This window comes from Massilia paldalensis (genome assembly GCF_044901715.1).
GTDB classification, from domain to species: Bacteria; Pseudomonadota; Gammaproteobacteria; order Burkholderiales; family Burkholderiaceae_D; genus Telluria; species Telluria paldalensis.
In genome coordinates, this window is record NZ_JBJCIU010000008.1 from 1 (window position 1) to 23,101 (window position 23,101).

The 23,101-nt window shown below is 67.9% G+C and carries 24 protein-coding genes and 1 rRNA gene; 14 read left to right on the top strand and 11 right to left on the bottom strand.

All coding sequences use genetic code 11. The features are described 5' to 3' along the window. Positions 1 to 7 precede the first annotated feature (7 nt). Both rrf and ACI1V7_RS25790 read left to right on the top strand, forming a co-directional pair. A 5S ribosomal RNA gene (gene rrf, locus ACI1V7_RS25785) occupies positions 8 to 120 on the top strand. Positions 121 to 327: 207 nt separating this feature from the next. Then, positions 328 to 2,067, top strand: coding sequence for a diguanylate cyclase domain-containing protein (locus tag ACI1V7_RS25790; RefSeq protein ID WP_404535023.1), 1,740 nt, complete (start codon positions 328 to 330; stop codon positions 2,065 to 2,067). 28 nt (positions 2,068 to 2,095) lie between these two features. Here ACI1V7_RS25790 and ACI1V7_RS25795 read toward each other — a convergent pair whose 3' ends face one another. The 5 genes from ACI1V7_RS25795 to ACI1V7_RS25815 form a co-directional block, all read right to left on the bottom strand. Then, positions 2,096 to 2,437, bottom strand: coding sequence for a DUF1840 domain-containing protein (locus ACI1V7_RS25795; protein WP_404535025.1), 342 nt, complete (start codon positions 2,435 to 2,437; stop codon positions 2,096 to 2,098). A gap of 63 nt (positions 2,438 to 2,500) precedes the next feature. Next, on the bottom strand, positions 2,501 to 4,066 hold the full coding sequence (locus ACI1V7_RS25800) for a hypothetical protein (protein ID WP_404535027.1): 1,566 nt from the start codon (positions 4,064 to 4,066) through the stop codon (positions 2,501 to 2,503). Continuing rightward, positions 4,063 to 4,803: an ABC transporter ATP-binding protein gene (locus ACI1V7_RS25805; RefSeq protein WP_404535029.1), complete on the bottom strand. Its 741-nt coding sequence runs from the start codon at positions 4,801 to 4,803 to the stop codon at positions 4,063 to 4,065. Before ACI1V7_RS25805 ends, ACI1V7_RS25800 begins: the two co-directional genes overlap by 4 nt. A 9-nt stretch (positions 4,804 to 4,812) precedes the next feature. Next, positions 4,813 to 5,352, bottom strand: coding sequence for a hypothetical protein (locus tag ACI1V7_RS25810; RefSeq protein WP_404535032.1), 540 nt, complete (start codon positions 5,350 to 5,352; stop codon positions 4,813 to 4,815). 78 nt (positions 5,353 to 5,430) lie between these two features. Next, a complete protein-coding gene (locus ACI1V7_RS25815; protein WP_404535034.1) occupies positions 5,431 to 6,195 on the bottom strand; it encodes an SDR family oxidoreductase in 765 nt (254 codons plus the stop codon). Positions 6,196 to 6,477: 282 nt separating this feature from the next. On the opposite strand from ACI1V7_RS25815, the gene ACI1V7_RS25820 reads away from it, so the two are divergent. After that, a complete protein-coding gene (locus tag ACI1V7_RS25820) occupies positions 6,478 to 7,446 on the top strand; it encodes a GlxA family transcriptional regulator (protein WP_404535036.1) in 969 nt (322 codons plus the stop codon). 139 nt (positions 7,447 to 7,585) lie between these two features. Next, a complete protein-coding gene (locus ACI1V7_RS25825) occupies positions 7,586 to 8,791 on the top strand; it encodes an MFS transporter (protein ID WP_404535038.1) in 1,206 nt (401 codons plus the stop codon). Between the two features lie 13 nt (positions 8,792 to 8,804). Here ACI1V7_RS25825 and ACI1V7_RS25830 read toward each other — a convergent pair whose 3' ends face one another. From ACI1V7_RS25830 to ACI1V7_RS25840, 3 genes are all read right to left on the bottom strand, one after another. After that, complete coding sequence (locus ACI1V7_RS25830; protein ID WP_404535040.1) at positions 8,805 to 10,328, bottom strand: YifB family Mg chelatase-like AAA ATPase; 1,524 nt, start codon at positions 10,326 to 10,328, stop codon at positions 8,805 to 8,807. Positions 10,329 to 10,395: 67 nt separating this feature from the next. Continuing rightward, on the bottom strand, positions 10,396 to 11,346 hold the full coding sequence (locus ACI1V7_RS25835) for a LysR family transcriptional regulator (protein ID WP_404535042.1): 951 nt from the start codon (positions 11,344 to 11,346) through the stop codon (positions 10,396 to 10,398). A 97-nt stretch (positions 11,347 to 11,443) separates the two neighbouring features. Continuing rightward, positions 11,444 to 12,157 carry a flavin reductase family protein gene (locus tag ACI1V7_RS25840; RefSeq protein ID WP_404535044.1) on the bottom strand — a complete coding sequence of 238 codons (714 nt, stop codon included), beginning with the start codon at positions 12,155 to 12,157 and terminating at the stop codon, positions 11,444 to 11,446. Positions 12,158 to 12,418: 261 nt separating this feature from the next. On the opposite strand from ACI1V7_RS25840, the gene ACI1V7_RS25845 reads away from it, so the two are divergent. Genes ACI1V7_RS25845 through ACI1V7_RS25860 form a run of 4 tightly spaced genes read left to right on the top strand, consistent with a single transcriptional unit; the run spans position 12,419 to position 14,580 of the window. Then, positions 12,419 to 13,318, top strand: coding sequence for an alpha/beta hydrolase (locus tag ACI1V7_RS25845; protein ID WP_404535046.1), 900 nt, complete (start codon positions 12,419 to 12,421; stop codon positions 13,316 to 13,318). Positions 13,319 to 13,347: 29 nt separating this feature from the next. Beyond that, complete coding sequence (locus ACI1V7_RS25850; protein WP_404535049.1) at positions 13,348 to 13,746, top strand: tautomerase family protein; 399 nt, start codon at positions 13,348 to 13,350, stop codon at positions 13,744 to 13,746. A gap of 34 nt (positions 13,747 to 13,780) precedes the next feature. Next, the gene (locus ACI1V7_RS25855; RefSeq protein WP_404535051.1) at positions 13,781 to 14,233 is read left to right on the top strand and encodes a nuclear transport factor 2 family protein; all 453 of its coding nucleotides are present in this window, start codon (positions 13,781 to 13,783) and stop codon (positions 14,231 to 14,233) included. A 59-nt stretch (positions 14,234 to 14,292) separates the two neighbouring features. Next, the gene (locus ACI1V7_RS25860) at positions 14,293 to 14,580 is read left to right on the top strand and encodes a hypothetical protein (RefSeq protein WP_404535053.1); all 288 of its coding nucleotides are present in this window, start codon (positions 14,293 to 14,295) and stop codon (positions 14,578 to 14,580) included. Here ACI1V7_RS25860 and ACI1V7_RS25865 read toward each other — a convergent pair. Next, a complete protein-coding gene (locus ACI1V7_RS25865) occupies positions 14,566 to 15,447 on the bottom strand; it encodes a LysR family transcriptional regulator (protein ID WP_404535055.1) in 882 nt (293 codons plus the stop codon). The genes ACI1V7_RS25860 and ACI1V7_RS25865 overlap by 15 nt on opposite strands. A 95-nt stretch (positions 15,448 to 15,542) precedes the next feature. On the opposite strand from ACI1V7_RS25865, the gene ACI1V7_RS25870 reads away from it, so the two are divergent. Both ACI1V7_RS25870 and ACI1V7_RS25875 read left to right on the top strand, forming a co-directional pair. Continuing rightward, positions 15,543 to 16,640, top strand: coding sequence for an L-dopachrome tautomerase-related protein (locus ACI1V7_RS25870; RefSeq protein WP_404535057.1), 1,098 nt, complete (start codon positions 15,543 to 15,545; stop codon positions 16,638 to 16,640). After that, the gene (locus tag ACI1V7_RS25875) at positions 16,637 to 17,431 is read left to right on the top strand and encodes a glycine betaine ABC transporter substrate-binding protein (protein WP_404535059.1); all 795 of its coding nucleotides are present in this window, start codon (positions 16,637 to 16,639) and stop codon (positions 17,429 to 17,431) included. The genes ACI1V7_RS25870 and ACI1V7_RS25875 overlap by 4 nt, the downstream gene beginning before the upstream one ends. A 102-nt stretch (positions 17,432 to 17,533) precedes the next feature. Here the strand turns inward: ACI1V7_RS25875 and ACI1V7_RS25880 are convergent, their stop codons facing one another. Beyond that, positions 17,534 to 17,785 (bottom strand): accessory factor UbiK family protein, encoded by a 252-nt coding sequence (locus ACI1V7_RS25880; protein WP_404535061.1) that lies wholly within the window; start codon positions 17,783 to 17,785, stop codon positions 17,534 to 17,536. 323 nt (positions 17,786 to 18,108) lie between these two features. Between ACI1V7_RS25880 and ACI1V7_RS25885 the strand changes: the two genes are divergently transcribed. The 4 genes from ACI1V7_RS25885 to gshA all read left to right on the top strand — a co-directional run bounded on the left by ACI1V7_RS25885 (position 18,109) and on the right by gshA (position 22,229). Next, complete coding sequence (locus tag ACI1V7_RS25885) at positions 18,109 to 18,861, top strand: TorF family putative porin (RefSeq protein WP_404535063.1); 753 nt, start codon at positions 18,109 to 18,111, stop codon at positions 18,859 to 18,861. Between the two features lie 12 nt (positions 18,862 to 18,873). Beyond that, complete coding sequence (locus ACI1V7_RS25890) at positions 18,874 to 19,212, top strand: P-II family nitrogen regulator (RefSeq protein WP_141838913.1); 339 nt, start codon at positions 18,874 to 18,876, stop codon at positions 19,210 to 19,212. A gap of 9 nt (positions 19,213 to 19,221) precedes the next feature. Then, positions 19,222 to 20,766 (top strand): ammonium transporter, encoded by a 1,545-nt coding sequence (gene amt / locus ACI1V7_RS25895; protein WP_404535066.1) that lies wholly within the window; start codon positions 19,222 to 19,224, stop codon positions 20,764 to 20,766. Positions 20,767 to 20,927: 161 nt separating this feature from the next. Next, the gene (gene gshA, locus ACI1V7_RS25900) at positions 20,928 to 22,229 is read left to right on the top strand and encodes a glutamate--cysteine ligase (protein WP_404535068.1); all 1,302 of its coding nucleotides are present in this window, start codon (positions 20,928 to 20,930) and stop codon (positions 22,227 to 22,229) included. Between the two features lie 6 nt (positions 22,230 to 22,235). Here the strand turns inward: gshA and ACI1V7_RS25905 are convergent, their stop codons facing one another. Continuing rightward, positions 22,236 to 23,000, bottom strand: coding sequence for a class I SAM-dependent methyltransferase (locus ACI1V7_RS25905; RefSeq protein WP_404535070.1), 765 nt, complete (start codon positions 22,998 to 23,000; stop codon positions 22,236 to 22,238). Between the last annotated feature and the right edge of the window lie 101 nt (positions 23,001 to 23,101).

Sequence of the window (23,101 nt, forward strand, 5' to 3'; positions counted from 1 at the left end):
AGTTATGCCTGATGACCATAGCAAGTCGGTACCACCCCTTCCCATCCCGAACAGGACCGTGAAACGACTTTGCGCCGATGATAGTGCTGCAACCAGTGTGAAAGTAGGTTATCGTCAGGCTAGTTATATGAAAAACCCCATCAGATGATTCTGGTGGGGTTTTTTGCTTTTGGGCGCTGCATTTGCATTCTGAACCGCATGGTGAACCGCATTTCCACGCCCACGATGTGGTTTTTTGCGACATTTGTATGACTAATGGGAAACTTTCCATTGGATGCTTGCCAACATTTACGGTAGCATCTCGGGCTTTGCCATTAAAAATTCAACATGAAAGCAGACCGCGACACCGATGCACGGGCCACGCGCAGCAGGGCGTTCCGCCTCGCCGCCCTGATGGTGTCGTTCGCCTGCGTGACCGTCGCGATCACGGCCTTTCTGCTGCTGACGCTGGTCGACCATTTCGCCATCAAGCACGCCTCCGAAGAAGCGCGCCTGCGCCTGGAGCAGCTGTCATGGCAGATGCGCGATTCTCTCGACCACACGCTGGAGCAGGCGGTGCGCGATGTCCGCTTGCTGTCCGCACTGCCCGCCATTCGCCTCAAGAATGATCCCGATCTTGCCCGCGGCGTGCTCGAAAGCATGCAGCGCAATTATCCCGACTACGCCTGGATCGGCATCGCCGGCATCGACGGCAAGGTAAAGGCAGCTACCGGCCGCTTGCTCGAAGGCCGTGACGTCACAGGACGGCCCTGGTTCAAGGCCGGCCAGCGCACGGCGATCGCCGAGGATTATCATCCGGCCACGCTGCTGGGCGAGCTGTTGCCGCGTGCGCCCGATCCCTGGCGTTTCGTCGATCTCGCCGGCCCCATCCAGGACGAACGCGGCGTGCCCATCGGCGTCCTGGCCATCCACCTGAGCTGGAAATGGGCGCGTTCGCTGGCGCGCAATCTGCTGACGCCGGCCCTGCGTGGCTACGGCGCCGAGATCCTCGTGGTGCGCAACGACGGCGTCGTCCTGCTCGGCCCCGACGGCATGCTGGAGAAGCGCGTCGCCACCGAAAGCCTGCGCCTGGCCCAGCTCGGCCGCACGGGGGCCATCGAAGAACAGTGGGCCGACGGCAAGACCTATGTGACGGGCTACAGCCAGACCGGACGCACGGGGGAGCGGACCAGCCTGCGCTGGAGCGTGCTGGTGCGCCAGACGCGGGAGGCGGCCATGGCATCGGCGCACGACTTCGAACGCCGCGCATTGTGGTTGAGCCTGGCACTGGCGACGGCGTTGGCGGCCGGGGCGGCGCTGCTGGCGCGGCGCCTGGTGCAGCCATTGAAGGTGCTCAGCGGGGCGATCGAGGACATTGCCCATGACCCCGCCGCGGCCACGCCCGCAGCGATCCCCAACGTCGGCGGCTTCCACGAAGCCCAGGTATTGTCGGAAGCGATGCGCGAGCTGTTGCGCAGCGAAGGCCGCCACCGCGAGGCGCTGGAGCGGATGAATGCGCAGCTGGAAGACACGGTCGCCGAGCGCACCGCCGAATTACAGGAATTGTTGATGCGCGACGTGCTGACTGGCTTGCCGAACCGCCGCGCCCTGATGCAGATGCTGCCGGAGGCAATGGCCAGGACGGCGCGCCTGGACCGGCCGTGCGCGCTGATGTTCCTCGACATGGACGGGTTCAAGGCCATCAACGATACCCACGGCCACGAAGAAGGGGACGCATTGCTGCGCCAGTTCGGTCAGCGCATCCAGGCCAACATCCGCGAAACCGACCTGGCGGCGCGCCTGGCGGGGGACGAATTCGTCGTCGTGCTGGAATTGTTAAACGATGGGAGCGAGGCGCAGGCCAAGGCGGAATCGCTGCTGGAGAAGTTGTCGCAGCCGTTCACGCTGGCCACGGCGACCGTGCAGGTGGGCGCGAGCATCGGTGTTGCCTTGCAGATGCCGCGCGATATGCAGGATCCGGCGCGCCTGCTGGCCCGCGCCGACAAGGCCATGTATCAGGCCAAGCGCAGGGGCAAGGGCCGGGTGGCAATCGTGGCGCCATCCTACGGCGGCGCCACGATCGCCTGAGACGTCAGGGCGTCAGACGTGCGTCCAGTCAAACACCCCACAGCACGTCGCTGCCCTGGTCGCGGGCCGCGCGCAGCATTTCCAGCAGCGGATAGGCGCGCGTCGAGAAGCTGACGGTCTGCACCTGCTCGTGCTCGGCATCGGCATTGTCGCCGTGGTGCGCCTTGACGTCTTCCTCGAGTTCGTCGGTCGCCTGGTGCTTGCGGCTTTCCTCGATCTCGCTTTCCAGCAGCTTGACTGCCTGGGTCGATTCGGCAGCGGTAATGACGCCGCGCTCGCTATCCTTGTGCAGCAGGTCGAGGATGCGCTTTGCGTGTTCCTGGTACATCAGAACGTTGGGATAGGCCTTGGATTTGAAAGTGATCAGCATAGTTTTGTTTTTCCGGTCAATCGTTAGTAATCGAACGATATCACGACTCGACTTAGGCGGTGGTTAACGCCCATCTTGACGGCGGCGCAGCAGCCAGGCAAGCAGGAGGACGATGCAGCCGGCGGCCAGCGCCAGCGCGGCGCCCGCCAGCGTCCATCCCGATGCCCCGCCGGCCAGCGCGACCAGCAGCCAGCCCAGGCCGCCCCAGCACAGCGTCGACACCAGTTCGAACATGCTGCACAAAAAATTCTCCTTGCCGCGCGCCTTGAAGTTGCTGCGCGGGGCCGGCCGTCCCACCCACTGGACGATCAGGGCCGCGCTGACGACGGCCGCCACCGTCGTGAACGCGACCAGCAGGCCCGCCAGCGGCGCATGCGCCACCAGCCACAGCAGTGGCAGCGCGACCAGCAGCAGGGCCGGCATCGCGGCCGCGGCCAGCTTGGCGAGGCGGATCGTGCGCACGGCCGCCGGCGACGACAGCAGCAGGTCGGGCGCGTCCTCGGCCGAGATCACGATCCAGGCCAGGCCGCCCGTCAGTGAGCTGCACAGCAGCGTCAGGCCGGCGCCGATGGCGGGATTGACGCCTGTCCCGGCCCGGCCGCCGTCGCGCAGGATCAGTAGCAGCAAGGGCAACAGGTACAGCGTCTGCAGCAGTACCTGCGAGATCAGGTGCGGATCGCGCGCGACCAGGCGCCATTCCTTGACGACGATGGTGTCGAACAGGCTGGCGCGCACACGCAGCTTGAGCGCACCGGCCGGCCGGGCGGCGGCGCGGGCGCTGCCGGCCGCCTGCTGCAGGCCGTGCACGAAGAAACGGTGCGTGCGCCCCACCGTCAGGAAGAAGGCGGCGCCGGCCAGCAGGAGCGCGCCCAGCAGCGGCAGCGGCTCGCCGAAGGCCGCCCGGCCGGGCAGCCACAAGGGGCTGTCGGCCGCCAGCAGCGGATGCCGGACCAGCGCGGCGACGGCCGGTCCGACGCCGGCGCTGCGTTCGTGGCCCAGCAGGTTGCCCAGCTGCGTCAGCAGGAACAGCGCGGCGCCGGCCACGGCGGCGAGCACCTGGGCCAGCACGCGCGTGCGACGCGCGCCGAGCACGCGCACCAGCGCCAGCGTCAGCAGCATGGCGGCGCAGGCGGCCAGCATGGCGGTGCCGGCGACGGCGACGTAGATGCCGAGCCAGCCCGGATGCCCGCGCACCAGGCCCACGTTGGCGAAGGGCGCGAACAGGTACAGGAACAGCGCCGCCGTGCTCGCCGTCACGCCCAGCAGGCGGACGGCGAAGATGCTGCGCGAGGGCAGGGGAGACGAGAGCAGCAGGTCCAGGTCGCCCCGTTCGAACAGCGCCAGCACGCAGGCCTTGAGCGCCGTCGCCAGCATGAAGGTGGCGCAGATGGCCAGCACGACCGTCGCAAGGGGCGCCAGCAGCCCGGCCTCGCCCGCGTTCGCCTTCGACAGCAGCGCCCACGCGAACACGTGCAGGGCGACGAACCCGGCGATCCAGGCAATGATCGCCGCCGTGCCGGGACGGCGCTTGCCGCCACTGACCGCCGCGCCATACCAGGCCTGGCGCAATTCGTGGCCGAGCAGCCAGCGCGCGCTGCCGGGCGGCGCACCGGCGCCGATGCCCATCATGCCGTTTGCCCCTCGGTCAGCTGCAGGAACACGTCTTCCAGGCTGCCGCCGCGGGTCTGCTCGCGCAGCGCGTCCAGCGTGCCTTCCGCGATCAGGCGGCCCTGGCGGATGATGCCGATGCGCTGCGCCAGGCGTTCCGCCACTTCGAGGATATGGGTCGTGAGGATCACCGTGCCGCCCTTGGCCACGTGCGACAGCAGCAGGTCCTTGACCTGGCGCGCGGCGGCCGCATCGAGGCCCGTCAGGGGCTCGTCGAGGATCAGCAGTTCGGGATCGTGGATCAGCGCGCCGGCCAGCGCCAGCTTCTGCTTCATCCCCCGAGAGAACCCCTCGGTCAGCTCGTGCGCATGCCTGGCGAGGTCGAGCCAGTCCAGCAGTTCGCGCGCGCGCGGTTCGGCGTCGAGCGCGCGGATGCCCCACAGCCCGGCGACGAATTCCAGGTACTCGCCCGGCTTGAGCTTCCCGTACAGCAGCGGGTCGTCCGGCAGGTAGGCCATGCGCCGCTTGGCGCCGGCCGGGTCGCGCGCGAGGTCCGTCCCCAGCACCTCGACCTGGCCTTCGTCCGGCGCCAGCAGGCCCGTCACCATGCGCAGCGTCGTCGTCTTGCCGGCGCCGTTGGGGCCGAGCAGCGCGTACAGCTCGCCGCGCCGTACCGTGAGGTCGAGGCCGTCGACGGCCGGGCGGCCGAACGACTTGCGCAGCGCGCGCAACACGAGGGCGGGGGAGGAATCGGTCATGGAAAAGCCTCAGCGGGGCGTGAAGGAGGTGAGGAATTGCTCGACCTGCTCGGCCGGCATCGCGGACACGGGGCCGACGACGATCGCCTGGTAGATGCGCTTGCCGCGTGCCTCGACGCGGCCGACGACGCGCAGCGGCACGCCGTTGCGCATGCCGCGCGCATCGATGGCGGCGGCCGTCGGTGCATCGGCGCCCGCTGCCGCCGCGCCCTGGGGCGCAGGCGGTGCGGCGCCGATATTGCGCGCCAGCGCCAGCCGCATTGCCGCCAGGGCCGCCTGGGCGCGGGCGGCGTCGGGAGCTTCGGCCGTGCCGACGGCGAAGGTGGCACCCTCGACCTCGGCCGCCGTCATCGTCATGGCGACGCGCAGGCCGTCCAGGTCGATCTCGCGGGTGAAGGTGGCGGGCTTGGCCGGGAACAGCACGCGGTAGGACGCGTCCGGGCCGGCGACTTCGCGCCAGTTGTAGGTGGGGTTGCAGCCGGCGAGCGGGACCAGTGCCGACAGCAGCACCAGGACGAGCGCCAGGACGGGAGCAGGGCGGGAGCGCATGTCACGATGGTAACAGGCCCCCGCCCAAAGGGATAGGCGTTGCCAGGCAGGGTGGGCGCCGCGGCGGCGCCCCGCGCCTCAGGCGCCGACCGGGATCGGGTTCTCGGCCATGAACTGGTTGAACTCGTTGACGAACTTGTGCTCGTTCGGGCCGGCATTGTTGCGCAGTCCGGCCGCCAGCTCGACCACCACTTCTTCCTTGTCGGTGGCCAGGCCCTGCATCGTCTGTTCGATGAAGGCGTCCAGCGGCATCGCGCGCGGGTCGGTGCCCTTGTAGATCAGGTCGGTGTTGACCCAGGGCGGCGCGATTTCCTGTACCTTGACCGAGGTGTCGCGCAGCATGAAGCGCTGCGACAGGGTGTACGAATGCAGCGCCGCCTTGGTGGCCGAGTACACGGCATTGGTGGCGATGGGCACGTAGGCCAGGATCGACGTGTTGTTGACGATGTGGGCGCGCGGCTGTTTCTTCAGGTGGGCGACCAGTGCGGACGTCATGCGGATCGGGCCCAGCAGGTTGGTGTTGATGGTCGACAGTGCCGTCGCCTCGTCGATATCCGCCGACGGATCGTCGAACGGCATGATGCCCGCATTGTTGATCAGCACGTTGAGCGTCGGGTAGTCGGCGATCAGGCGGGCGCTGGCGCGCTCGATGCTGGCCGGATCGGCGATGTCCAGTTCGATCGCGTCCATGCCCGGATTGGCACGGGTGACTTCGTCCAGCAAGGCCTTGCGGCGGCCGCCGATGATGACCTTGTTGCCCAGCTTGTGGAAGGCTTCCGCGAGGCCGCGGCCGATGCCCGAGGTGCCGCCGGTGATGAAGATGGTGTTGTTGGTCAATTGCATGATGTTCTCCTAGAAATGGTATCGGGCGATATGCCGTTATCGAGCGCTGAGCTCATGGGAAACATCTTCGCCCGGAATGCGCTCGTCCGAAAGACAAAGAAGCCTCGTTTTGAGACAATATGTGTGCACACACACTATCTTCTGGCCTATCTGTCCTGTCAGTTGTTCCAGCAAGGCCGCCGATGAGTGTCGTATGATTACCATCATGCACTGCAGCAAACTTGTCGTCCTCATGCCAGGCCGGCGGCTTGCTCCTGCTTTTATCGACACATAGAGGACATCATGAAACGCAGTATCGGACTCCTGTTCCCGCCCGGCTTCCAGGCCCTGGACCTGATGGCGACGACCGTCTTCGAACTGGCCAACAACCTCAGCGACGAGACCCACTATGAAGTGACCATGCTGTCCGAGCATGGCGGCCCTGTCACCAGTTCCTCGGGCGTGAGCGTGCTGACGGAACCGGCCAGCCGCCATGACTACGACACGCTGCTGGTGGCAGGGCAGATGTTGCCCAACAAAAAGCCGACGTCGCCGGGCTTCCTCGAGATCCTGCGCCAGGCCAACGGGAAGGCGCGCCGCATCGCCAGCATCTGTACCGGCGCCTTCCTGCTCGCCGAAGCGGGACTGCTCGACGGCAAGCGCGCCACCACCCACTGGCAACTGGCGCGCGACCTGCAGCGCGCCTATCCGAAGCTGCGCGTCGAGGAAGACCGCATCTTCATCAACGAGGGCAAGATCTGGACCTCGGCCGGCATGACGGCCTGCGTCGACCTGTGCCTGGCCATGGTCGAGAGCGACCTGGGCGTGGACCTGGCGCGCAATATCGCGCGCCAGCTGGTGGTGTACCACCGCCGCAGCGGCGGCCAGTCGCAGTTCTCGGCCCTGCTCGAGCTGGAGCCGAAGTCCGACCGCATCCAGCAGGCGCTCAGCTATGCCAAGCAGCACCTGCGCAAGCCCCTGTCCGTCGACGAATTGGCCGAGGCCGCCAACCTGAGCACGCGCCAGTTCAGCCGCACCTTCCGCATCGAGACGGGGCAATCGCCGGCCCGCGCCGTCGAGGTGCTGCGCGTGGAGGCGGCGCGCGCCATGATCGAGACCAGCAACCATTCGATCGACGTCGTCGCGCGCGAAACGGGCTTCGCCGACCCGGAACGCATGCGCCGCGCCTTCCTGCGCGCCTTCGGCCAGCCGCCGCAGGCCATCAAGCGTGCCGCGCGCGAGCAGGCGGCCATGGTGGCCAGCTACGCCTGACGGTTCGCCACGCCCGGACATGTCCGGAAACGAGGCTAATTAGTCCCACGCGTCACCTCCCGTTCTGAAAAGATGGGCTCGTTATTGGATCCGGCACCCCCCGATCCGATTCCGCCATCCGATCAGAACAGGAGTTGAGATGAACGCGCAATCCAAGACACTGCCCAAGGGGCTGTTATATACCCTCGCGCTGGGTACCTTCGCCATCGGCACCGAAAGCTTCATGATCGCCGGCCTGCTGCCGAGCATCGCTTCCGACCTGGCGGTGAGCGTCGCCCAGGCCGGCCTGCTCGTCACCGCCTTCGCGCTGACCTATGCCGTCGGCGGACCGCTGCTGGCGATCCTGTCCGGCAGCTTCGAGCGCCGTACCGTGCTGGTCGGCGGCATGGCCGTGTTCGCGGTCGGCAATGCGCTGGCCTGGGCCAGCCACAGCTATGCCGGCCTGCTGGTCGCGCGCGTCGTGCTGGCGCTGACGGCCGGCCTGTACATGCCCAGCGCGAACGCCCTGGGCAGCATGCTGGCGCCGCCCGAACGGCGCGGCCATGCGCTGGCCATCGTCAACGGCGGGATGACGCTCGCGATCGTGGCGGGCGTGCCGCTCGGTACGCTGCTGGGGACCCACCTCGGCTGGCGCGCGACGTTCGGCGCCGTCGCCGTGCTGTCGTTGCTCGCCGCCGTGGCGCTGGCGCTGGGCCTGCCGAAATCGGTCGGGGCCGGTGTGCCGCCTCCCAGCCTGAAGGCGCGCCTGGACGCCGCGCGCCAGCCGGGCGTGCTGCCCACGCTGTTCGTGACCATGTTGTGGGGCATCGGCACCTATGCGCCATTGACGTACCTGGCGCCCTACCTGGCGCAGGTGGCCGGCATGCCGGCGTCGAACATGAGCATGGTGATGCTGCTGTGGGGCGTCTCGGCCGCCATCGGCCTGGCCGTCGGCGGGCGGGCCACCGACCGTTTCGGTTCCTTCAACGTGGTGATCCCGGCGCTGGGCCTGTTGACGCTGGCGTTCTATTACCTGTCGAGCCTGGCAGGCTTCGGCCACTGGCCGCTGCTGCTCACGCTGCCCGGCATCGTCCTGTGGGGCATGGCCACCTGGGGCTTTTTCCCGGCCCAGCAGAACATGCTGGTCACCCGTGGCGGCGTGGCGCTGGCGCCCGTGGTGCTGTCGCTGAACTCCTCGTTCCAGTATGCCGGCTTCTCGCTGGGCGCCGTGGTCGGCGGCTGGACGGTCGCGCACCTGTCGGCCGGCGCCGTCGGCTGGGTCGGCGGCACCTTCGAGCTGGCTGCCGTCCTGCTGACGCTGGCCATCGGGCGCCAGCGGGTGCCGGCGGCTACCGTCGGGGCCTGATTCAGCGCCTGCATCAGCCTTCGCGCAGGCCTCTGCGGTACTGGATCGCCTCGGCCACGTGGGCCGCCTGCACCTCGCCCGATGCGGCGAGGTCGGCGATGGTGCGCGCCACCTTCAGCACCCGGTGGTAGGCGCGCGCCGACCAGTGCAGGCGTCCCATCGCCTCGCGCAGCAGCGCTTCCGCCCCCGGGCCCAGGCGGCAATGGCGGTCGATCTCGCGCGTCGTCAGCGCGCGGTTGGCCTTGCCCTGGCGCTCCAGCTGCAGCGCGTGGGCACGGGCCACGCGCGCGGCGATGGCGGCGCTCGCCTCGCCGTCGGCCAGGCGGGCCATCGCCTCGGGCGCCATCGCCGCCACCGGCACCTGGATGTCGATGCGGTCGAGCAGGGGACCGGAGATGCGGTCCTGGTAGCGCTGCACGGCATCCGGCGTGCAGCGGCAGGTCGCCGACGCGTGGCCCAGCCAGCCGCAGGGGCAGGGATTCATGGCCGCGATCAGCTGGAAGCTGGCCGGGAAGTCGGCCTGGTGCGCGGCGCGCGAGATCGTGATCTCGCCGGATTCGAGCGGTTCGCGCAGCACTTCCAGCACGCGCCGGTCGAACTCCGGCAACTCGTCCAGGAACAGCACGCCGTGGTGGGCCAGCGAGACTTCGCCGGGGCGCGGCACGGTGCCGCCGCCGACCAGCGCCACGCCCGAACTCGTGTGGTGCGGACTGCGAAACGGACGGCGCCGCCAGCGCTCGATGGCGAAGCCGCCGGCCAGCGACTGGATCGCGGCCGATTCCAGCGCCTCGTCTTCCGACAGCGGCGGCAGCAAGCCGGGAAACCGGGCAGCCAGCATGCTCTTGCCGGCGCCGGGCGGTCCGATCAGCAAGGCCGAATGCAGCCCCGCGGCCGCCACCTCGAGCGCGCGCTTGACCTGCTGCTGGCCCTTGACGTCGGCAAAGTCCGGGTACAGCGGCAGCTGGTCCGGCAGCACGGGGCGGTAGCGCGGCAGGCGCCCGTCCTCGTCGCGGGCGGCGAAGTGCGCGCATACCTCCAGCAGCGTGCCGGCCGGATGGATGACGGCATCCTGCACCAGCGCCGCCTCGTCCGCATTCGCCGCCGGCAGCACGAAGCGGCGCACGGGCTCTCCCTCCGCGCGCCGGCGCTGCATCGCGAAACTCATCGCCAGCGCGCCGCGCACGGGGCGCAAGTTGCCGGACAGCGACAGCTCGCCCGCGAACTCGTAGCCATCCAGCTCGCGCCCGGGGATCTGTTCGGAAGCGGCCAGGATGCCCAGCGCGATCGGCAAGTCGAAGCGGCCCGATTCCTTCGGCAGCTCGGCCGGCGCCAGGTTCACGGTGATGCGCCGGTTCGGTACCTCGAAGCCGGAATTCTGCAGCGCGGCGCGCACCCGGTCCTTCGCTTCGCGCACTTCGGCGTCCGGCAGGCCGACGATGTGCATCGCCGGCAGCCCGTTGGCCAGGTGGACTTCGACGCTGACGGCGGGGGCATCCATGCCCGCCAGGGCGCGGCTGCGGAGGACGGCAAGGCTCATGGGATTCCTGTGAACGCGGGACCCGCACGATAGTGCACGCTTGCGCACGGCGCGGCATTGAGCGCTGTTAATCGTGCAGGGCGGCGGCCGGTGTTTCCGCTCTCGGACGCGCGCGCCAGCCATCCTCGCGCGGGTCGGGGAACTTGCCGATCATGAAGTCGATGAAGGTCCGCAGCCGGGCCGGCAACTGGCGCCGGCTGGGATAGGCCATGACCACGTCGAGTTCGCCCAGGTAGTGGTCGGGCAGCAGGCGCACGAGGCGGCCGCTGTCGAGGTCGCCGTTCAGGGTGAACGAGGTGCGCAGCAGCAGGCCGGCGCCGTCCAGCGCGCAGGCGCGCAGCAGGTCGCCGCTGTTCGAGACGACGCGGCTGCTGACGGGAATCCGGAAGCGTTCCTTGCCGCCCTGCGCGAAGACCCAGGCATGGCGCAGTTCCTTGTGCGAGAAATTCAGGCACACGTGCTGCGCCAGCTCCTCCGGCGTGCGCGGGGCGCCGTGGCGCCGCACGTAGTCGGGCGAGGCGCACACGACGACCTCGGACACGCCGAGCTGGCGCACGACCATCGACGCATCGAACGGCTGGAAGTTGGTGAAGATGCCCACGTCATAACCGTCGCGCACGATGTCCACCTCGTGGTCGGACACCGTCACCTCGAGCCGGATGCCGGACTGGCTGCGCAGGTATTCGGGCAGGATGCGGTTCAGTTCGGGGCCGAAACTGCTGGGCGCGAACAGCTTCAGCGTGCCGCGCGCCTGGGTCGCGTCGGCGCCGGCCAGCGCGCCCGCTTCGTCGAACGTGTCCAGGATCTGGCGCGCCTTTTCCAGGTAGGCCTTGCCGGTATCGGTGAGCGCCAGGCGGCGCGTGGTGCGTTGGAGCAGGCGCGCGCCGAGGTGCCGTTCCAGGTCGGCCACGTGGCGGCTGACGACCGCGTTCGACATGTTCAGCACCACGCCGGCGCGGGCGAATCCCCCTAGCTCGGCAACCCGGACGAACACCCTCAACGTTTGCAAGCGATCCATCTGTCGGCTCCCGCGCCGCGGCCGCCGATGGGGGCATCGTGCAGGCGGGCGCAGCAGAGGATTCTACCTCCATTCGCCGGAGACGTCGCCGCCGGGGCTAGTCGATCCTGGCGTTGCCGGAGGCCGACCAGCCCTTGTCGTCCACCGCCGCCCAGCCCGCGTCGCGCCCGTCGAGACGGCGCATGCGCGCTCCCGCGCCGGCGAGCAGCCCGGCGGGGGCGGGGCAGGCGAACGTGGTGTCGACCAGCGTGTATTCGGCGGCCAGCCGGCCGACGGGCTGGATCGCCGCCGTATCGATCCTGCCGTTCGGGTGCCACAGGTCGTCGCGGACGTGGAAGCGCAGCACCTCGCCGAAGACGACGTGGTCGCCCACCTCGCCCAGGCCGACGATGCGTTCGACCCGGCATTCCATCGCCACCGGCGCGCCGGCCACGCGGGGCGGGCGGATCAGGTCGCACGGCTGGCGCTCCAGCCCCGTCACGGCGAATTCGTCCACGTCGGCGGGATGGTCGACCGCGCTCGCGTGCATCTCGTTGACGTGGGCGAGCGACACGATGTGCACGGCGAATTCCCCCGTCTCGCGCATGTTCGCCAGCGTGTCCTTGGGCGTCGCCAGGTCGGCGCGCGGCTGGATCGTCAGGCTCACCATGGGCGGCTTGCGCGCCACCACCGTGAAGAACGAGAACGGCGCCAGGTTCGGCACGCCGGCCGCCGACACCGTCGATACCCAGCCGATCGGCCGTGGCAGGACCGTGCCGATGAGGATCTTGTAGAGCGCCGGGGCGCCGAGCTGCTGCGGATCGATGATCAAGTCGGTCTCCTGTCTGTCGGGGAGAGGGGCGGGACGCCCTGGTCTTGCCAGTGTAGGCAGGCCGGCGCCGCGGATAAACGCCGACGGCGGCACGACAGCATGTACGCTGGCGTAACAATCGGCTCCCATGCGGCCGGGCGATTGTTCCGGTTGCCGCAATGCTCCGTTGCCGGCCACGTACTGTGCCCGTGCACTGGCGCTGCCTACACTGTGTCCGGCACGTGGCGCACCGGCGCCGCCGCCGATCCACGGAGGATGTCCATGCACGTCAGGCATGCAATCGAATTCACCGGCGAACACGAGGTCGCGCTGCGCGGCTGGCTGTTCGTCCCGGCCGGCACGGGACCGTGGCCCGCCATCTCGATGTGCCACGGCTTCGCCGCCGTCAAGGAGCACGGGCTCGAGCGCTTCGCGCGCGCCTTTGCCGATGCGGGCTTCGTCGTGCTGGTGCACGACCACCGCAACTTCGGCGCCAGCGGCGGCCTGCCGCGCCACGACATCGATCCCGCCATGCAGCTGGCCGACTGGCGGCGCGCGCTGAGCTTCCTGGAGGGGCGGCGCGAAGTGGACGCCGGGCGCATCGGCATCTGGGGCACGAGCTACAGCGGCGGGCACGCGCTGGTGCTGGCGGCCGTCGACCGGCGCGTGCGCTGCGTCGTCGCGCAGGTGCCGACGATCAGCGGCTACGAGCAAAGCCGGCGCCGGGTCGCCCCCGATGCCATGCCGGCCTACCTGGACCTGCTGGCGGACGAGCTGCGCGCCGTGCACGCCGGCCGGGCGCCGCGCACGCAAGCCGTGGTCGCCGACGACCCCGCGCAGCCGGCGGCCTACCGTTCGTCCGAGGCGCGCGACTTCTACCTGCAGGACCTCGGCGGCGCCGACTGGAACAATACGGTCACCGTGCGTTCCAGCGACCGCGCGCGCCAGTACGAACCAGGCATCTGGGCCGCGCGCATCGCGCCGACGCCCCTGCTGATGGTGGTCGCCGACGACGACCGCGTGACGCTTTCCGACCTCGAGCTGCAGGCCTACGAAGCGGCGCTGCAGCCCAAGCGCCTCGTCCTGCTGCGCGGCGGCCACTTCACCCCGTACGACACGCATTTCCCGATTGCCTGCGGCGCAGCCCGCGACTGGTTCGCCGAGCACCTGGGCGCCGAATGAGCGCCGCCATGTCCACCGAAGGAGAGACCATGCCCGTATTTCACTTCCACGTCCCGCGCGGCTTCGACGTCGCGCGCAAGCACCGCATCGCCGATGCCGCCAACCAGTCGCTGGTCGATGCCCTGGGCATTCCCGAGGGCGACCGCTTCGTCACCATCACCGAGCACGGTCCGGGCGAGCTGCACATCCATCCGACCTTCATGGGCATGCAGCGCAGCGAGGGCGCCGTCATCGTCGACATCCTGATGGGCGCGCACCGGCCGCTCGAGCAGAAAAAGCAGCTGTTCGCCACGCTGGCGGCCCTGCTGGAGCAGCAGGCCGGCATCCGTCCGGACGACTTGTTCATCGCCGCGATTCCGGTCCCGAACGAGAACTTTTCGTTCGGACGCGGCCTGGCCCAGCTGGCCGAGGGCGCCCCCAAGTGGTAAGCCGGCGCATACCGGTCCTTGACGGAGAAGCGACATGAGCAATGCACCGATCGTCGAAGCCTGCAGGCTGGCCTACTCGGGCTTCGAACGCAACCGCCGCGACGCCCTGGCCCCGTTCCTGCACCGCGACGTGGTCTTCGAATTTCCCGAGTCGCTGCCGTACGGCGGCCGCTACGAAGGTATCGAGGAATTCACGGCCTGGTGGGCGGTGCTGTACGCCGAGTACTACGACTATTTCCACTACGATGCCCATGCCGTCATCGACGGCGGCGACCATGTCGCGGTGCCCGTCACCGCGCGGGCGCGGGCCCGCAACGGCGCGCAGATGGAGAACGAGCACCTGTTCCTGTTCCGCATCGAGGACGGCATGATCGTCCACGGCAGGATCTATGCCGACACGGCCAAGGGCCGCGACGTGCTGGCCGGACAGGCGCCGCGCCGCTATCCGAAGCTGGATGTCGTCCGTGCGGCGGGCCTTCCGGGGTGAACGGGCGCGCGCTCTGGTAATGTAGCGGATTCGGCGTCTGCCGACCGTCATCGTCACCCATGCACCGCATCGTCCTCGCCGTCCTCGGCATCGCCATCCTGTTCTGCCTGCTCTGCGGCCCCGCGTGGTACGTTGCGCTGCGCCTGTGGCGGCGCGGCGACCTCGATGCGTTCCGGCCCCTGCGCGCCGTGTGGGTGACGCAGGCGGTACTGGCGTGCGTCCTGTTGTTCGGCGCCGATTCGCTCACGCTGGCCAACCCCGCCGCCTGGATGGTCGGCATCTTCCTCGGCGTCAGCCTGGGCGGGGCAGGGCTGTTCGGCGGCTGGCGCCTGCTAAGGCGGCGCTAGTCCGCGCAGCGCCGCGTCCAGCACGGCGCGCACGCGCGGCGAACGCTTCATGTCCTTGTGGTAGCCGGCCCAGACCGTGCGGCCCGGCGGCGCCTCGCCCAGGTCGAGCAGGACCAGGTTCGCTGACGCATCGCCCACGCAGCGCGGCAGCACGGCGATGCCGGCGCCGGCCGCGCACAGCCGGGCCTGGACGTCGCGGCTGTTGGCGCGCAGGCCGATCGCGGCATCGGGCAGGCGGCCGGTCAGCCAGGCCACGTCGGCGAGCGTGCCGAAGCCCGTGTCCATCGTGATCAGGGTGTGGTTCTTGCCATTGCCCTTGCCATCGCCGTCGCGCGGCAGGCCGCAGCGCTCCAGGTAGGCCTGGCTCGCATAGGCGCCGAAGTCCAGCGCCACGGCGCGTACCTGCACCACGTCCGGTTCCTCGAATTCGCGGAAGCGAAAGCTCAGGTCGGCCTCGCGCCGCGCCAGGCTGACGAGGCGCGTTTCCGTGACGAGTTCGATCGCCAGGCCCGGATAGTCGATCCGCAAGCCGGCCAGGATCGGCGCCAGCAGGTGCACGCCGAACCATTCCGTCGTCGACACGCGCACCAGACCCTCCAGTTCCGACTCGCCGGCCAGCTTGCGCTCGACGGCCGTCGCCTGTTCTTCCATCCGTTCGATATTCGCCAGCACGGACTGGCCTTCGATCGTCAGCACGTAGCCGTCCGCCGTGCGCTGGAACAGGGGGCGGGCGAGCGCGTCTTCCAGCGCCTGCAGGCGCCGGCCCATCGTCGGCTGGGACAGGCCCAGGCGGCGCGCCGCCTCGCTCAGCGTGCCGTGGCGGGCAATCGCGAGGAAGACGCGGTAATCGTTCCAATCTGCGTTCATTCAAAAATGAATCCGGACTATGCGGATGCGATGGTTTTCATTCAAAAAAGCATGACGTAAGCTGATTCTATCGATCAATATCAGGAGCGTCCACCATGTCTACCCCTTCCAAGCTCGCCGCGGCCGCACTGTCCGCCGTGTTCGCCGGCGCCGCCGCAGCTGCCGCGACCGCCGCCCCCGTCCTGAAAGTCGAGGCGAGCAGCGACACGATGATCTGGAACGCCGTCGCCGTCGACGGCAAGCGCGTCTTCGTCGCCGGCCCGCGCTGGACCGGCTCGCAGGGCCCCGCCCTGGGCCTGATCGGCAAGGACGGCAAGCCCGTGCCGTATCCGGACGCGGCCTGGAACGGCTGGAAGGAGGGCGGCGACAACGGCCGCGCCTTCGTCAACGTGAATGCGATCCACCTCGACGGCCGCGGCAGCCTGTGGGTCATCGACACGGGCTCGCCCCAGTTCGGCGGCGATCCGCTGCCGGGCGGCGCCAAGGCCGTGCAGATCGACCTGAAGAGCAATCGCGTCGTGCGCACGATCGCCTTCGGCCCGGACGTGGCGCTGCCGGGCAGCTATGTCGACGACATCCGCTTCAACGGCCGCCACGCCTATCTCACCGATGCGGGCAAGCCGGGCCTGATCGTCGTCGACCTCGATACCGGCAAATCGCGCCGCGTGCTCGACAACCATCCTTCCGTGGTGGCACCCAGGACCCGTCCGATCGACGTGGCCGGCACCATCGTGCGCGGCGCCGACGGCGAACCGCTGGCCGTGAACGTCGACCCGTTCGAGCTCAGCCTTGACCGCAAGACGCTGTACTACGGCCCGCTGACCGGACCGTGGTCGCAGGTGCCGACGCGGCTGCTCGACGATCCATCCACGACGGCCACGACGCTGGCCGCCGCCGTCAGGCCCTGGGCCGACCTGCCGCCGATCGGCGGCTCCGTCCTCGACGCCAGGGGCAACCTGTTCTATACCGAGCTGCGCACCAGCAGCCTCGTAAAACGCGCGCCGGACGGCAAGGTCACGACCGTGCTGAGCGATCCGCGCCTGCACTGGGTCGACGCCCCCACCATCGCGAACGGCCGCATCTGGCTGCCCGTGGCGCAGATGGACCGCGTCCCCGTCTTCAACGGCGGCACCTCCAAGGTGCAGCAACCCGTCACCCTGTACAGCATCGACATGAAGGAGATCCAGCAATGACTACCCGTACCGGCCAGCCGATCCGCCTCGGCTACATCGACCTGTCCTTCCACCTGGCCAGCGCCGGCGTCGTGCAGGAAATCCTGGAGCGCCACGGCCACCAGGTGGAATTGCGCGCGGCGCCGCACGAAGCCATGTTCGAGCTGCTGCATGCGAAGGAAGTGGACATCGTCTCGTCGGCCTGGCTGCCGGCCAGCCACGGCGGCTACCTGGCGCCGTCGCTCGATGCCGTGGAAAAGCTGACGGTGCTGTACGAGCCGTACTGCCTGTGGGGCGTGCCCGACTATGTGCCGGCCGACGTGCTGGCCTCGGTCGAGGACTTGAAGAAGCCGGAAGTGCTGGACAAGATGGACCGTGTCATCGACGGCATCAATCCCGGCGCCGGCATCAGCCGTTTTTCCGCGGCGATGATCGATGCCTACGGCCTGCGCGACGTCGGCTACCGCTTCGAACCGGGCAGCGAGGCGACGGCGTTCGCCAAGTTCGAGCGTGCCGTCGCGGACCGGCGCTGGCTGGTGCTACCGCTGTGGAGCCCGCAGTACCTGCACCACGATTACCGGATCCGCTCACTGGTCGAGCCGAAGGGCATGCTGGGCGGCCAGGACGAGGCGACGCTGGTGGCACGCAAGGAGGTGCTGCCGGGCATCGCGCCGGCCGCGTTGGAAGAACTGCGGGGACTGTACCTGGGGAACGATGTGGTCACGGACCTGGAACATGCGATCCGCGTGGAGGGATTGAGTGCGCAGGAAGCGGCGCGGCGCTGGCTGGATACGCAGCGCATGGCAGCTTGATACGCATGGTGGGCAGGTGACGCCCACCATGCGCCGGACGTATCCGTAGGGCGTAGCACGTAGGGTGGGCACCACGTGCCCACCGTATCACCACCCCACCGGTCAGACCTTGGCGGTCTCCGACGCCGCCAGCTTCGCTTCCAGCTCCGCCACGCGCGCTTCCAGCGCGTCCAGCTTGGCACGGGTCTTGGCCAGTACCTGGGCCTGGATGTCGAACTCCTCCCGCGTGACCAGGTCCAGCTTCGAGAAGCCCTGGGTCATCATGGCCTTGACGTTGCGTTCGATGTCCTTGGCCGGGGAATTCTCGATTGCCTGGTTGAGCTTGCCTTGCAAGTCATTGAAGAAGTTATTCATTTCACAGTGTTCCTGGTAAAAGGCGCGCGCACCACAATGGTGCGCAGAATCCTGAATTAGTGCGTGCACCGCAATGGCGCAGGCGTCAAGACAGGTATTGCTTTTTTTTAACCCCATGTTGCGATGGAATACCCCAAAAACAAGGGGGCATGCATCGGGCACAGGGTTGGCACGCATCCTGCTAAAGCATACCTAAAACATAAGAATCCCAACAAACTGTTGCGCACAATGCTTCGGTTTCAGGCGCTTCCGACTCGACAGGGTCGCGAACACGGATTGTAAACCGCATCACCAGCACATGACCAACAACGAGGGAGAGTCGCATGACGCATGACGGCAAGCATCACCGCAACAAGTGGGCCCGGGTTGCAGTACTGGCAGCGACCGTGTTCGCCACCGAGATCGCAAGCGCGCAGGAACAGCAACCGGAACACACGATCAGCTACAACGCTGCGATCAGCAGCGACTACCGCTACCGCGGCCTGTCGCAGTCGCGCCTGGACCCGGCCGTCTCGGGCGGGGCCGACTACACGCACAACCCGACCGGCCTGTACGTGGGCACCTGGCTGTCCTCGATCAAGTGGACGAAGGACCTGGGCGGCGACGGCAACGTCGAGTGGGACATCTACGGCGGCAAGCGCGGCAACCTCAGCGACGCCATCACCTATGACGTGGGCGGCCTCTACTATTTTTACCCGGACAACGGCCTGAAGCCGAATGCCAACACCTTCGAACTGTACGGCCAGCTGGGCTACGGTCCGGCCTACATCAAGTATTCGCATGCGCTGACCAACCTGTTCGGCACCGCCGACAGCAAGCAGAGCGGCTACCTCGACGTGGGCGCCAACGTCGACGTCACCAACGGCTTCGTCGTCAACGTGCACGTCGGGCGCCAGCGCGTGCGCCACAACGGTTCGCTTTCCTACACTGACTACAAGATCGGCGTCACCAAGGACCTGGGCATCTGCTCGGTCGCTCTCGCCTGGGTGAAAGCCGACACCAGTGCCTACCTGAGTCCATCGGCCGAGAACCTGGGCAAGTCCGCGGCCCTGCTCACTGTTTCAAAAACTTTCTGAAGAGGCAATAGCATGAAAATGATCACCGCCATCATCAAACCCTTCAAGCTCGACGAGGTCCGCGAGGCCCTGTCGGAGATCAACGTGCAGGGCATCACGGTGACCGAAGTGAAGGGATTCGGCCGCCAGAAGGGCCACACCGAGCTGTATCGCGGTGCGGAATACGTGGTCGATTTCTTGCCGAAAACCAAGATTGAGGCGGCAGTCGACGATGCCATCGTCGACCAGGTGATCGATACGATTCAGAGCGCGGCACGCACCGGCAAAATCGGTGACGGCAAAATTTTCGTCTCCAATCTGGAGCAGGTAATCCGTATCCGTACCGGCGAAACCGGCAACGATGCGCTGTAAGGGGAAACCATGATCCGTACTATTACTAAATTGATCGCAGGCGTGTCCGTCGCCGTGGCGCTGGGCCTGTCGGGCCCGGTCCTCGCGCAGGATGCATCCACTTCCGCGGCCCCGGCCGCCGCCACGGCCGCCGCGCCCGCAGACACTCCGGCCGCCGCACCGGCCGCGCCCGCCGCCGCCGCACCGGCAGCCGCCGAAGCGAGCCCCGCCGCGGCACCCGCCGCACCGACGCCGCAAAAGGGCGACACCGCCTGGATGTTCGTCGCCACCCTGCTGGTGATCATGATGACGATCCCGGGCCTGGCCCTGTTCTACGGCGGCCTGGTGCGCTCGAAGAACATGCTGTCCGTGCTGATGCAGGTGTTCATGACGTTCGCCGTCATCATCGTCCTGTGGTGCATCTACGGCTACTCGCTCGCCTTCACGGAAAACAATGCCTTCATCGGCGGCCTCGACCGCGCCTTCCTGAAGGGCATCTGGGATCCGGTCAAGGCCAGCTTCACGACCGCCGCCACCTTCAGCAAGGGCGTCGTCATCCCCGAATTCATCTACGTGGCCTTCCAGGGCACCTTCGCCGCCATCACCTGCGGCCTGATCGTCGGCGCCTTCGCCGAGCGCGTGCGCTTCTCGGCCGTGCTGCTGTTCATGGTCCTGTGGTTCACCTTCGGCTACCTGCCGATCGCCCACATGGTCTGGTTCTGGACCGGTCCGGACGCCATCACCAGCGCCACCCTGGCCACTGAAACGGCCAAGGCCGGCTGGCTGTGGCAGAAGGGCGCGCTCGACTTCGCGGGCGGCACCGTGGTGCACATCAATGCCGCCGTCGCCGGCCTGGTCGGCGCGATCCTGATCGGCAAGCGTATCGGCTACGGCCGCGAATCGATGGCCCCGCACTCGCTGACCATGACCATGATCGGCGCGTCGATGCTGTGGGTGGGCTGGTTCGGCTTCAATGCCGGTTCGGCGCTGGAAGCGGGCGACGTCGCCGCGCTGGCCTTCATCAACACCCTGCTGGCCACCGCCGCCGCCGCCGTGTCGTGGGTCTTCGGCGAATGGATCACCAAGGGCAAGCCGTCGATGCTGGGCGGTGCCTCGGGCGCAGTGGCCGGCCTGGTCGCCATCACCCCGGCCTGCGGCTACGTCGGTCCGATGGGCGGCCTGATCATCGGCCTGGTGGCCGGCCTGGTCTGCCTGTGGGGCGTGAATGGCCTGAAACGCCTGATCGGCGCGGACGACTCGCTGGACGTGTTCGGCGTGCACGGCGTGGGCGGCATCCTGGGCGCACTGCTGACCGGCGTGTTCGCCGCGCCGCAGCTGGGCGGCCAGGGCATCTTCGACTACACCACCAACAAGATGTCGGCCGATCCGTACTCGATCGCCAGCCAGGTGCTGATCCAGGCGGAAGCCGTGGGCACCACCATCGTCTGGTCGGCCGTGGTCGCCTTCATCGCCTACAAGATCGTGGACGTGGTCCTCGGCCTGCGCGTGCCGGAAGACCAGGAACGCGAAGGCCTGGACATCACCAGCCACGGCGAGTCGGCCTACCACTCGTAAGATTCGGAATCTCCTGCGTCCGTCGGCGCTTCCAGGGCGCCCGGGGTATCCCCGGGCGCTTTTTTTATTGCTTGAGGGGATCTGGGCTTTAAAATGCGCGCTGGCGCCCCAATGTGAGCCAACCAAACCGCCAAAAATAAAGCCTGAAGGACGTCATCGTTATGGTTCCCCACCTCGCCACCGCATTGTCCGGTCCGCTGCTGGACCTGGAAAAGAAGATTCTCGAAGCCACGCCCGCCATCGAGCGCTGGTTCCGCCTCGAGTGGCAGGAGCATACGCCGCCGTTCTACTGCTCCGTGGACCTGCGCAATGCCGGCTACAAGCTGGCGCCCGTCGATACCAACCTGTTCCCGGGCGGTTTCAACAACCTGTCGACGGAGATGCTGCCGCTGACCGTGCAGGCCGCCATGGCCGCCATCGATAAATACTGTCCGGACGCGCGCAACCTGCTGCTGATCCCGGAAAGCCATACGCGCAACCCGTACTACCTGCAGAACGTGCAGCGCCTGATGCAGATCTTCCGCCAGACCGGCCTGCACGTGCGCCTGGGCTCACTGTCGCCGGAAGTCACCCAGCCGACCCCGCTGGCGCTGCCGGACGGGAACATGCTGGTCGTGGAACCCCTCGTGCGCTCGGCCAACGGCCGCCGCGTGGGCTTGGCCGACTTCGATCCCTGCACGATCCTGCTGAACAACGATCTGTCGGCCGGCATCCCGTCCATCCTGGAAAACGTCCACGAACAGTCGCTGCTGCCGCCGCTGCACGCGGGCTGGGCCGTGCGCCGCAAGAGCAACCACTTCAAGGCCTTCGACGAAGTCGCCAAGAAATTCGGCAAACTGATCGACATCGACCCCTGGCTGGTGAATCCGCTGCACAACAAGTGTGGCGAAGTGAACTTCCAGGAAGACACGGGCATGGAATGCCTGGCCGACAACGTGTCGGCGCTGCTGTCCAAGATCAAGAAGAAGTACAAGGAATACGGGATGAAGGACCAGAAACCCTTCGTCATCGTCAAGCCGGACGCCGGCACCTATGGCATGGGCATCATGACCGTCAAGGATGCGAGCGAGGTCAAGGACCTGAACCGCAAGCAGCGCAACAAGATGTCGGTCATCAAGGATGGCGTGACCGTGACCGACGTCATGATCCAGGAAGGCGTCCCGACCTTCGAATCGATCAACGATGCCGTGGCGGAGCCCGTCGTGTACATGATCGACCGCTACGTCGTGGGCGGCTTCTACCGCGTGCACGCCGAGCGCGGCGTCGACCAGAATTTGAACGCGCCGGGCTCGCAATACGTGCCGCTGGCGTTCGCCCAGCAGCATGCGGTGCCGGATTTGAAGGCCAAGCCGGGCACGGCGGCGCCGAACCGCTTCTACGTGTACGGCGTGGTGGCGCGCCTGGCGCTGCTGGCGGCGTCGCTGGAACTGGAACGCACGGATCCGGATCCGGAAATTTACTGACAGGGGTCAGAGCCCGGTTTTGCTTGTCGGGGCTCTGACCCCGGTGTGTGCAAACCCGAGCCGCTGCACCGGTTCGGGCTTGCGCGCCATGTAGATGAAGTGGGAGCGCAGCAGCGGCACGCAGGTGGCCAGCAGCTCCGGCAGCATCCAGGGCAGGCTGGCCAGCGCCCTTCCCAGCGGCGGCGCCAGCACCAGGCTGCGGTAATGGCGTTGGGCGGCCGGCCAGAAGCGCAGCAGCTCGACGTCCGCCACCTTGCGCACCTGCGGGTTGCGCGGATTGTCGTAGCGGAAGTCGAAGATCATGGTCCAGCCGCCCGGGCGCAGCACGCGCCACATCTCGGCCGCCAGCGCGCGCCGCAGGTCTTCGTCGAGGATCGAGGAAAACACCGTGTTGGCGCTGACCAGGTCCATGCTGTCGTCGGGGAAGGCCTCGGTGCCGCCGAGGTGCCAGCGCACGCCGGGCGCGCTGCGGCTGCGGGCCTGGTCGAGCCGGTCCTGCTGCAGCTCGGTGGCGGCCAGGTGGGCGGGCGTGGCGCCCCAGTCGATCAGCTGGCGCAGGAAGCCGCCGTTGCCGCAGCCGACGTCGAGCACGCGCACGGCCGACAAATCGCGGCCGACGGTAACGGCCAGCAGGGCGGCCAGCGTGCGTGCCCGGGCCGCTGCCTGGCGCACGATTTCCGGACGGTGCCAGGCGTAGCGGGCGAGGGCGGCCCCGCCATGCCACTTGCGATAGACCTGGTTGATGCGCTCGTGTTCAGCCCCCTCGTTCATGGCCGTTCCTCCTTCGTTCGCATCTTCCCAAGCATGCCGCATGGATGCTTGAGGGGTCGCAAACGCGAAGGGGATAGATGACTTTTTGCCAAGGGGAATCT

Excerpts from the sequence above, each read along its gene's own strand:
- ACI1V7_RS25790 (WP_404535023.1), top strand. The coding sequence starts at position 328 with ATGAAAGCAGACCGCGACACCGATGCACGGGCCACGCGCAGCAGGGCG.
- ACI1V7_RS25795 (WP_404535025.1), bottom strand. The coding sequence starts at position 2,437 with ATGCTGATCACTTTCAAATCCAAGGCCTATCCCAACGTTCTGATGTAC.
- ACI1V7_RS25800 (WP_404535027.1), bottom strand. The coding sequence starts at position 4,066 with ATGATGGGCATCGGCGCCGGTGCGCCGCCCGGCAGCGCGCGCTGGCTG.
- ACI1V7_RS25805 (WP_404535029.1), bottom strand. The coding sequence starts at position 4,803 with ATGACCGATTCCTCCCCCGCCCTCGTGTTGCGCGCGCTGCGCAAGTCG.
- ACI1V7_RS25810 (WP_404535032.1), bottom strand. The coding sequence starts at position 5,352 with ATGCGCTCCCGCCCTGCTCCCGTCCTGGCGCTCGTCCTGGTGCTGCTG.
- ACI1V7_RS25815 (WP_404535034.1), bottom strand. The coding sequence starts at position 6,195 with ATGCAATTGACCAACAACACCATCTTCATCACCGGCGGCACCTCGGGC.
- ACI1V7_RS25820 (WP_404535036.1), top strand. The coding sequence starts at position 6,478 with ATGAAACGCAGTATCGGACTCCTGTTCCCGCCCGGCTTCCAGGCCCTG.
- ACI1V7_RS25825 (WP_404535038.1), top strand. The coding sequence starts at position 7,586 with ATGAACGCGCAATCCAAGACACTGCCCAAGGGGCTGTTATATACCCTC.
- ACI1V7_RS25830 (WP_404535040.1), bottom strand. The coding sequence starts at position 10,328 with ATGAGCCTTGCCGTCCTCCGCAGCCGCGCCCTGGCGGGCATGGATGCC.
- ACI1V7_RS25835 (WP_404535042.1), bottom strand. The coding sequence starts at position 11,346 with ATGGATCGCTTGCAAACGTTGAGGGTGTTCGTCCGGGTTGCCGAGCTA.
- ACI1V7_RS25845 (WP_404535046.1), top strand. The coding sequence starts at position 12,419 with ATGCACGTCAGGCATGCAATCGAATTCACCGGCGAACACGAGGTCGCG.
- ACI1V7_RS25850 (WP_404535049.1), top strand. The coding sequence starts at position 13,348 with ATGCCCGTATTTCACTTCCACGTCCCGCGCGGCTTCGACGTCGCGCGC.
- ACI1V7_RS25855 (WP_404535051.1), top strand. The coding sequence starts at position 13,781 with ATGAGCAATGCACCGATCGTCGAAGCCTGCAGGCTGGCCTACTCGGGC.
- ACI1V7_RS25860 (WP_404535053.1), top strand. The coding sequence starts at position 14,293 with ATGCACCGCATCGTCCTCGCCGTCCTCGGCATCGCCATCCTGTTCTGC.
- ACI1V7_RS25865 (WP_404535055.1), bottom strand. The coding sequence starts at position 15,447 with ATGAACGCAGATTGGAACGATTACCGCGTCTTCCTCGCGATTGCCCGC.
- ACI1V7_RS25870 (WP_404535057.1), top strand. The coding sequence starts at position 15,543 with ATGTCTACCCCTTCCAAGCTCGCCGCGGCCGCACTGTCCGCCGTGTTC.
- ACI1V7_RS25875 (WP_404535059.1), top strand. The coding sequence starts at position 16,637 with ATGACTACCCGTACCGGCCAGCCGATCCGCCTCGGCTACATCGACCTG.
- ACI1V7_RS25880 (WP_404535061.1), bottom strand. The coding sequence starts at position 17,785 with ATGAATAACTTCTTCAATGACTTGCAAGGCAAGCTCAACCAGGCAATC.
- ACI1V7_RS25885 (WP_404535063.1), top strand. The coding sequence starts at position 18,109 with ATGACGCATGACGGCAAGCATCACCGCAACAAGTGGGCCCGGGTTGCA.
- ACI1V7_RS25890 (WP_141838913.1), top strand. The coding sequence starts at position 18,874 with ATGAAAATGATCACCGCCATCATCAAACCCTTCAAGCTCGACGAGGTC.
- amt (WP_404535066.1), top strand. The coding sequence starts at position 19,222 with ATGATCCGTACTATTACTAAATTGATCGCAGGCGTGTCCGTCGCCGTG.
- gshA (WP_404535068.1), top strand. The coding sequence starts at position 20,928 with ATGGTTCCCCACCTCGCCACCGCATTGTCCGGTCCGCTGCTGGACCTG.
- ACI1V7_RS25905 (WP_404535070.1), bottom strand. The coding sequence starts at position 23,000 with ATGAACGAGGGGGCTGAACACGAGCGCATCAACCAGGTCTATCGCAAG.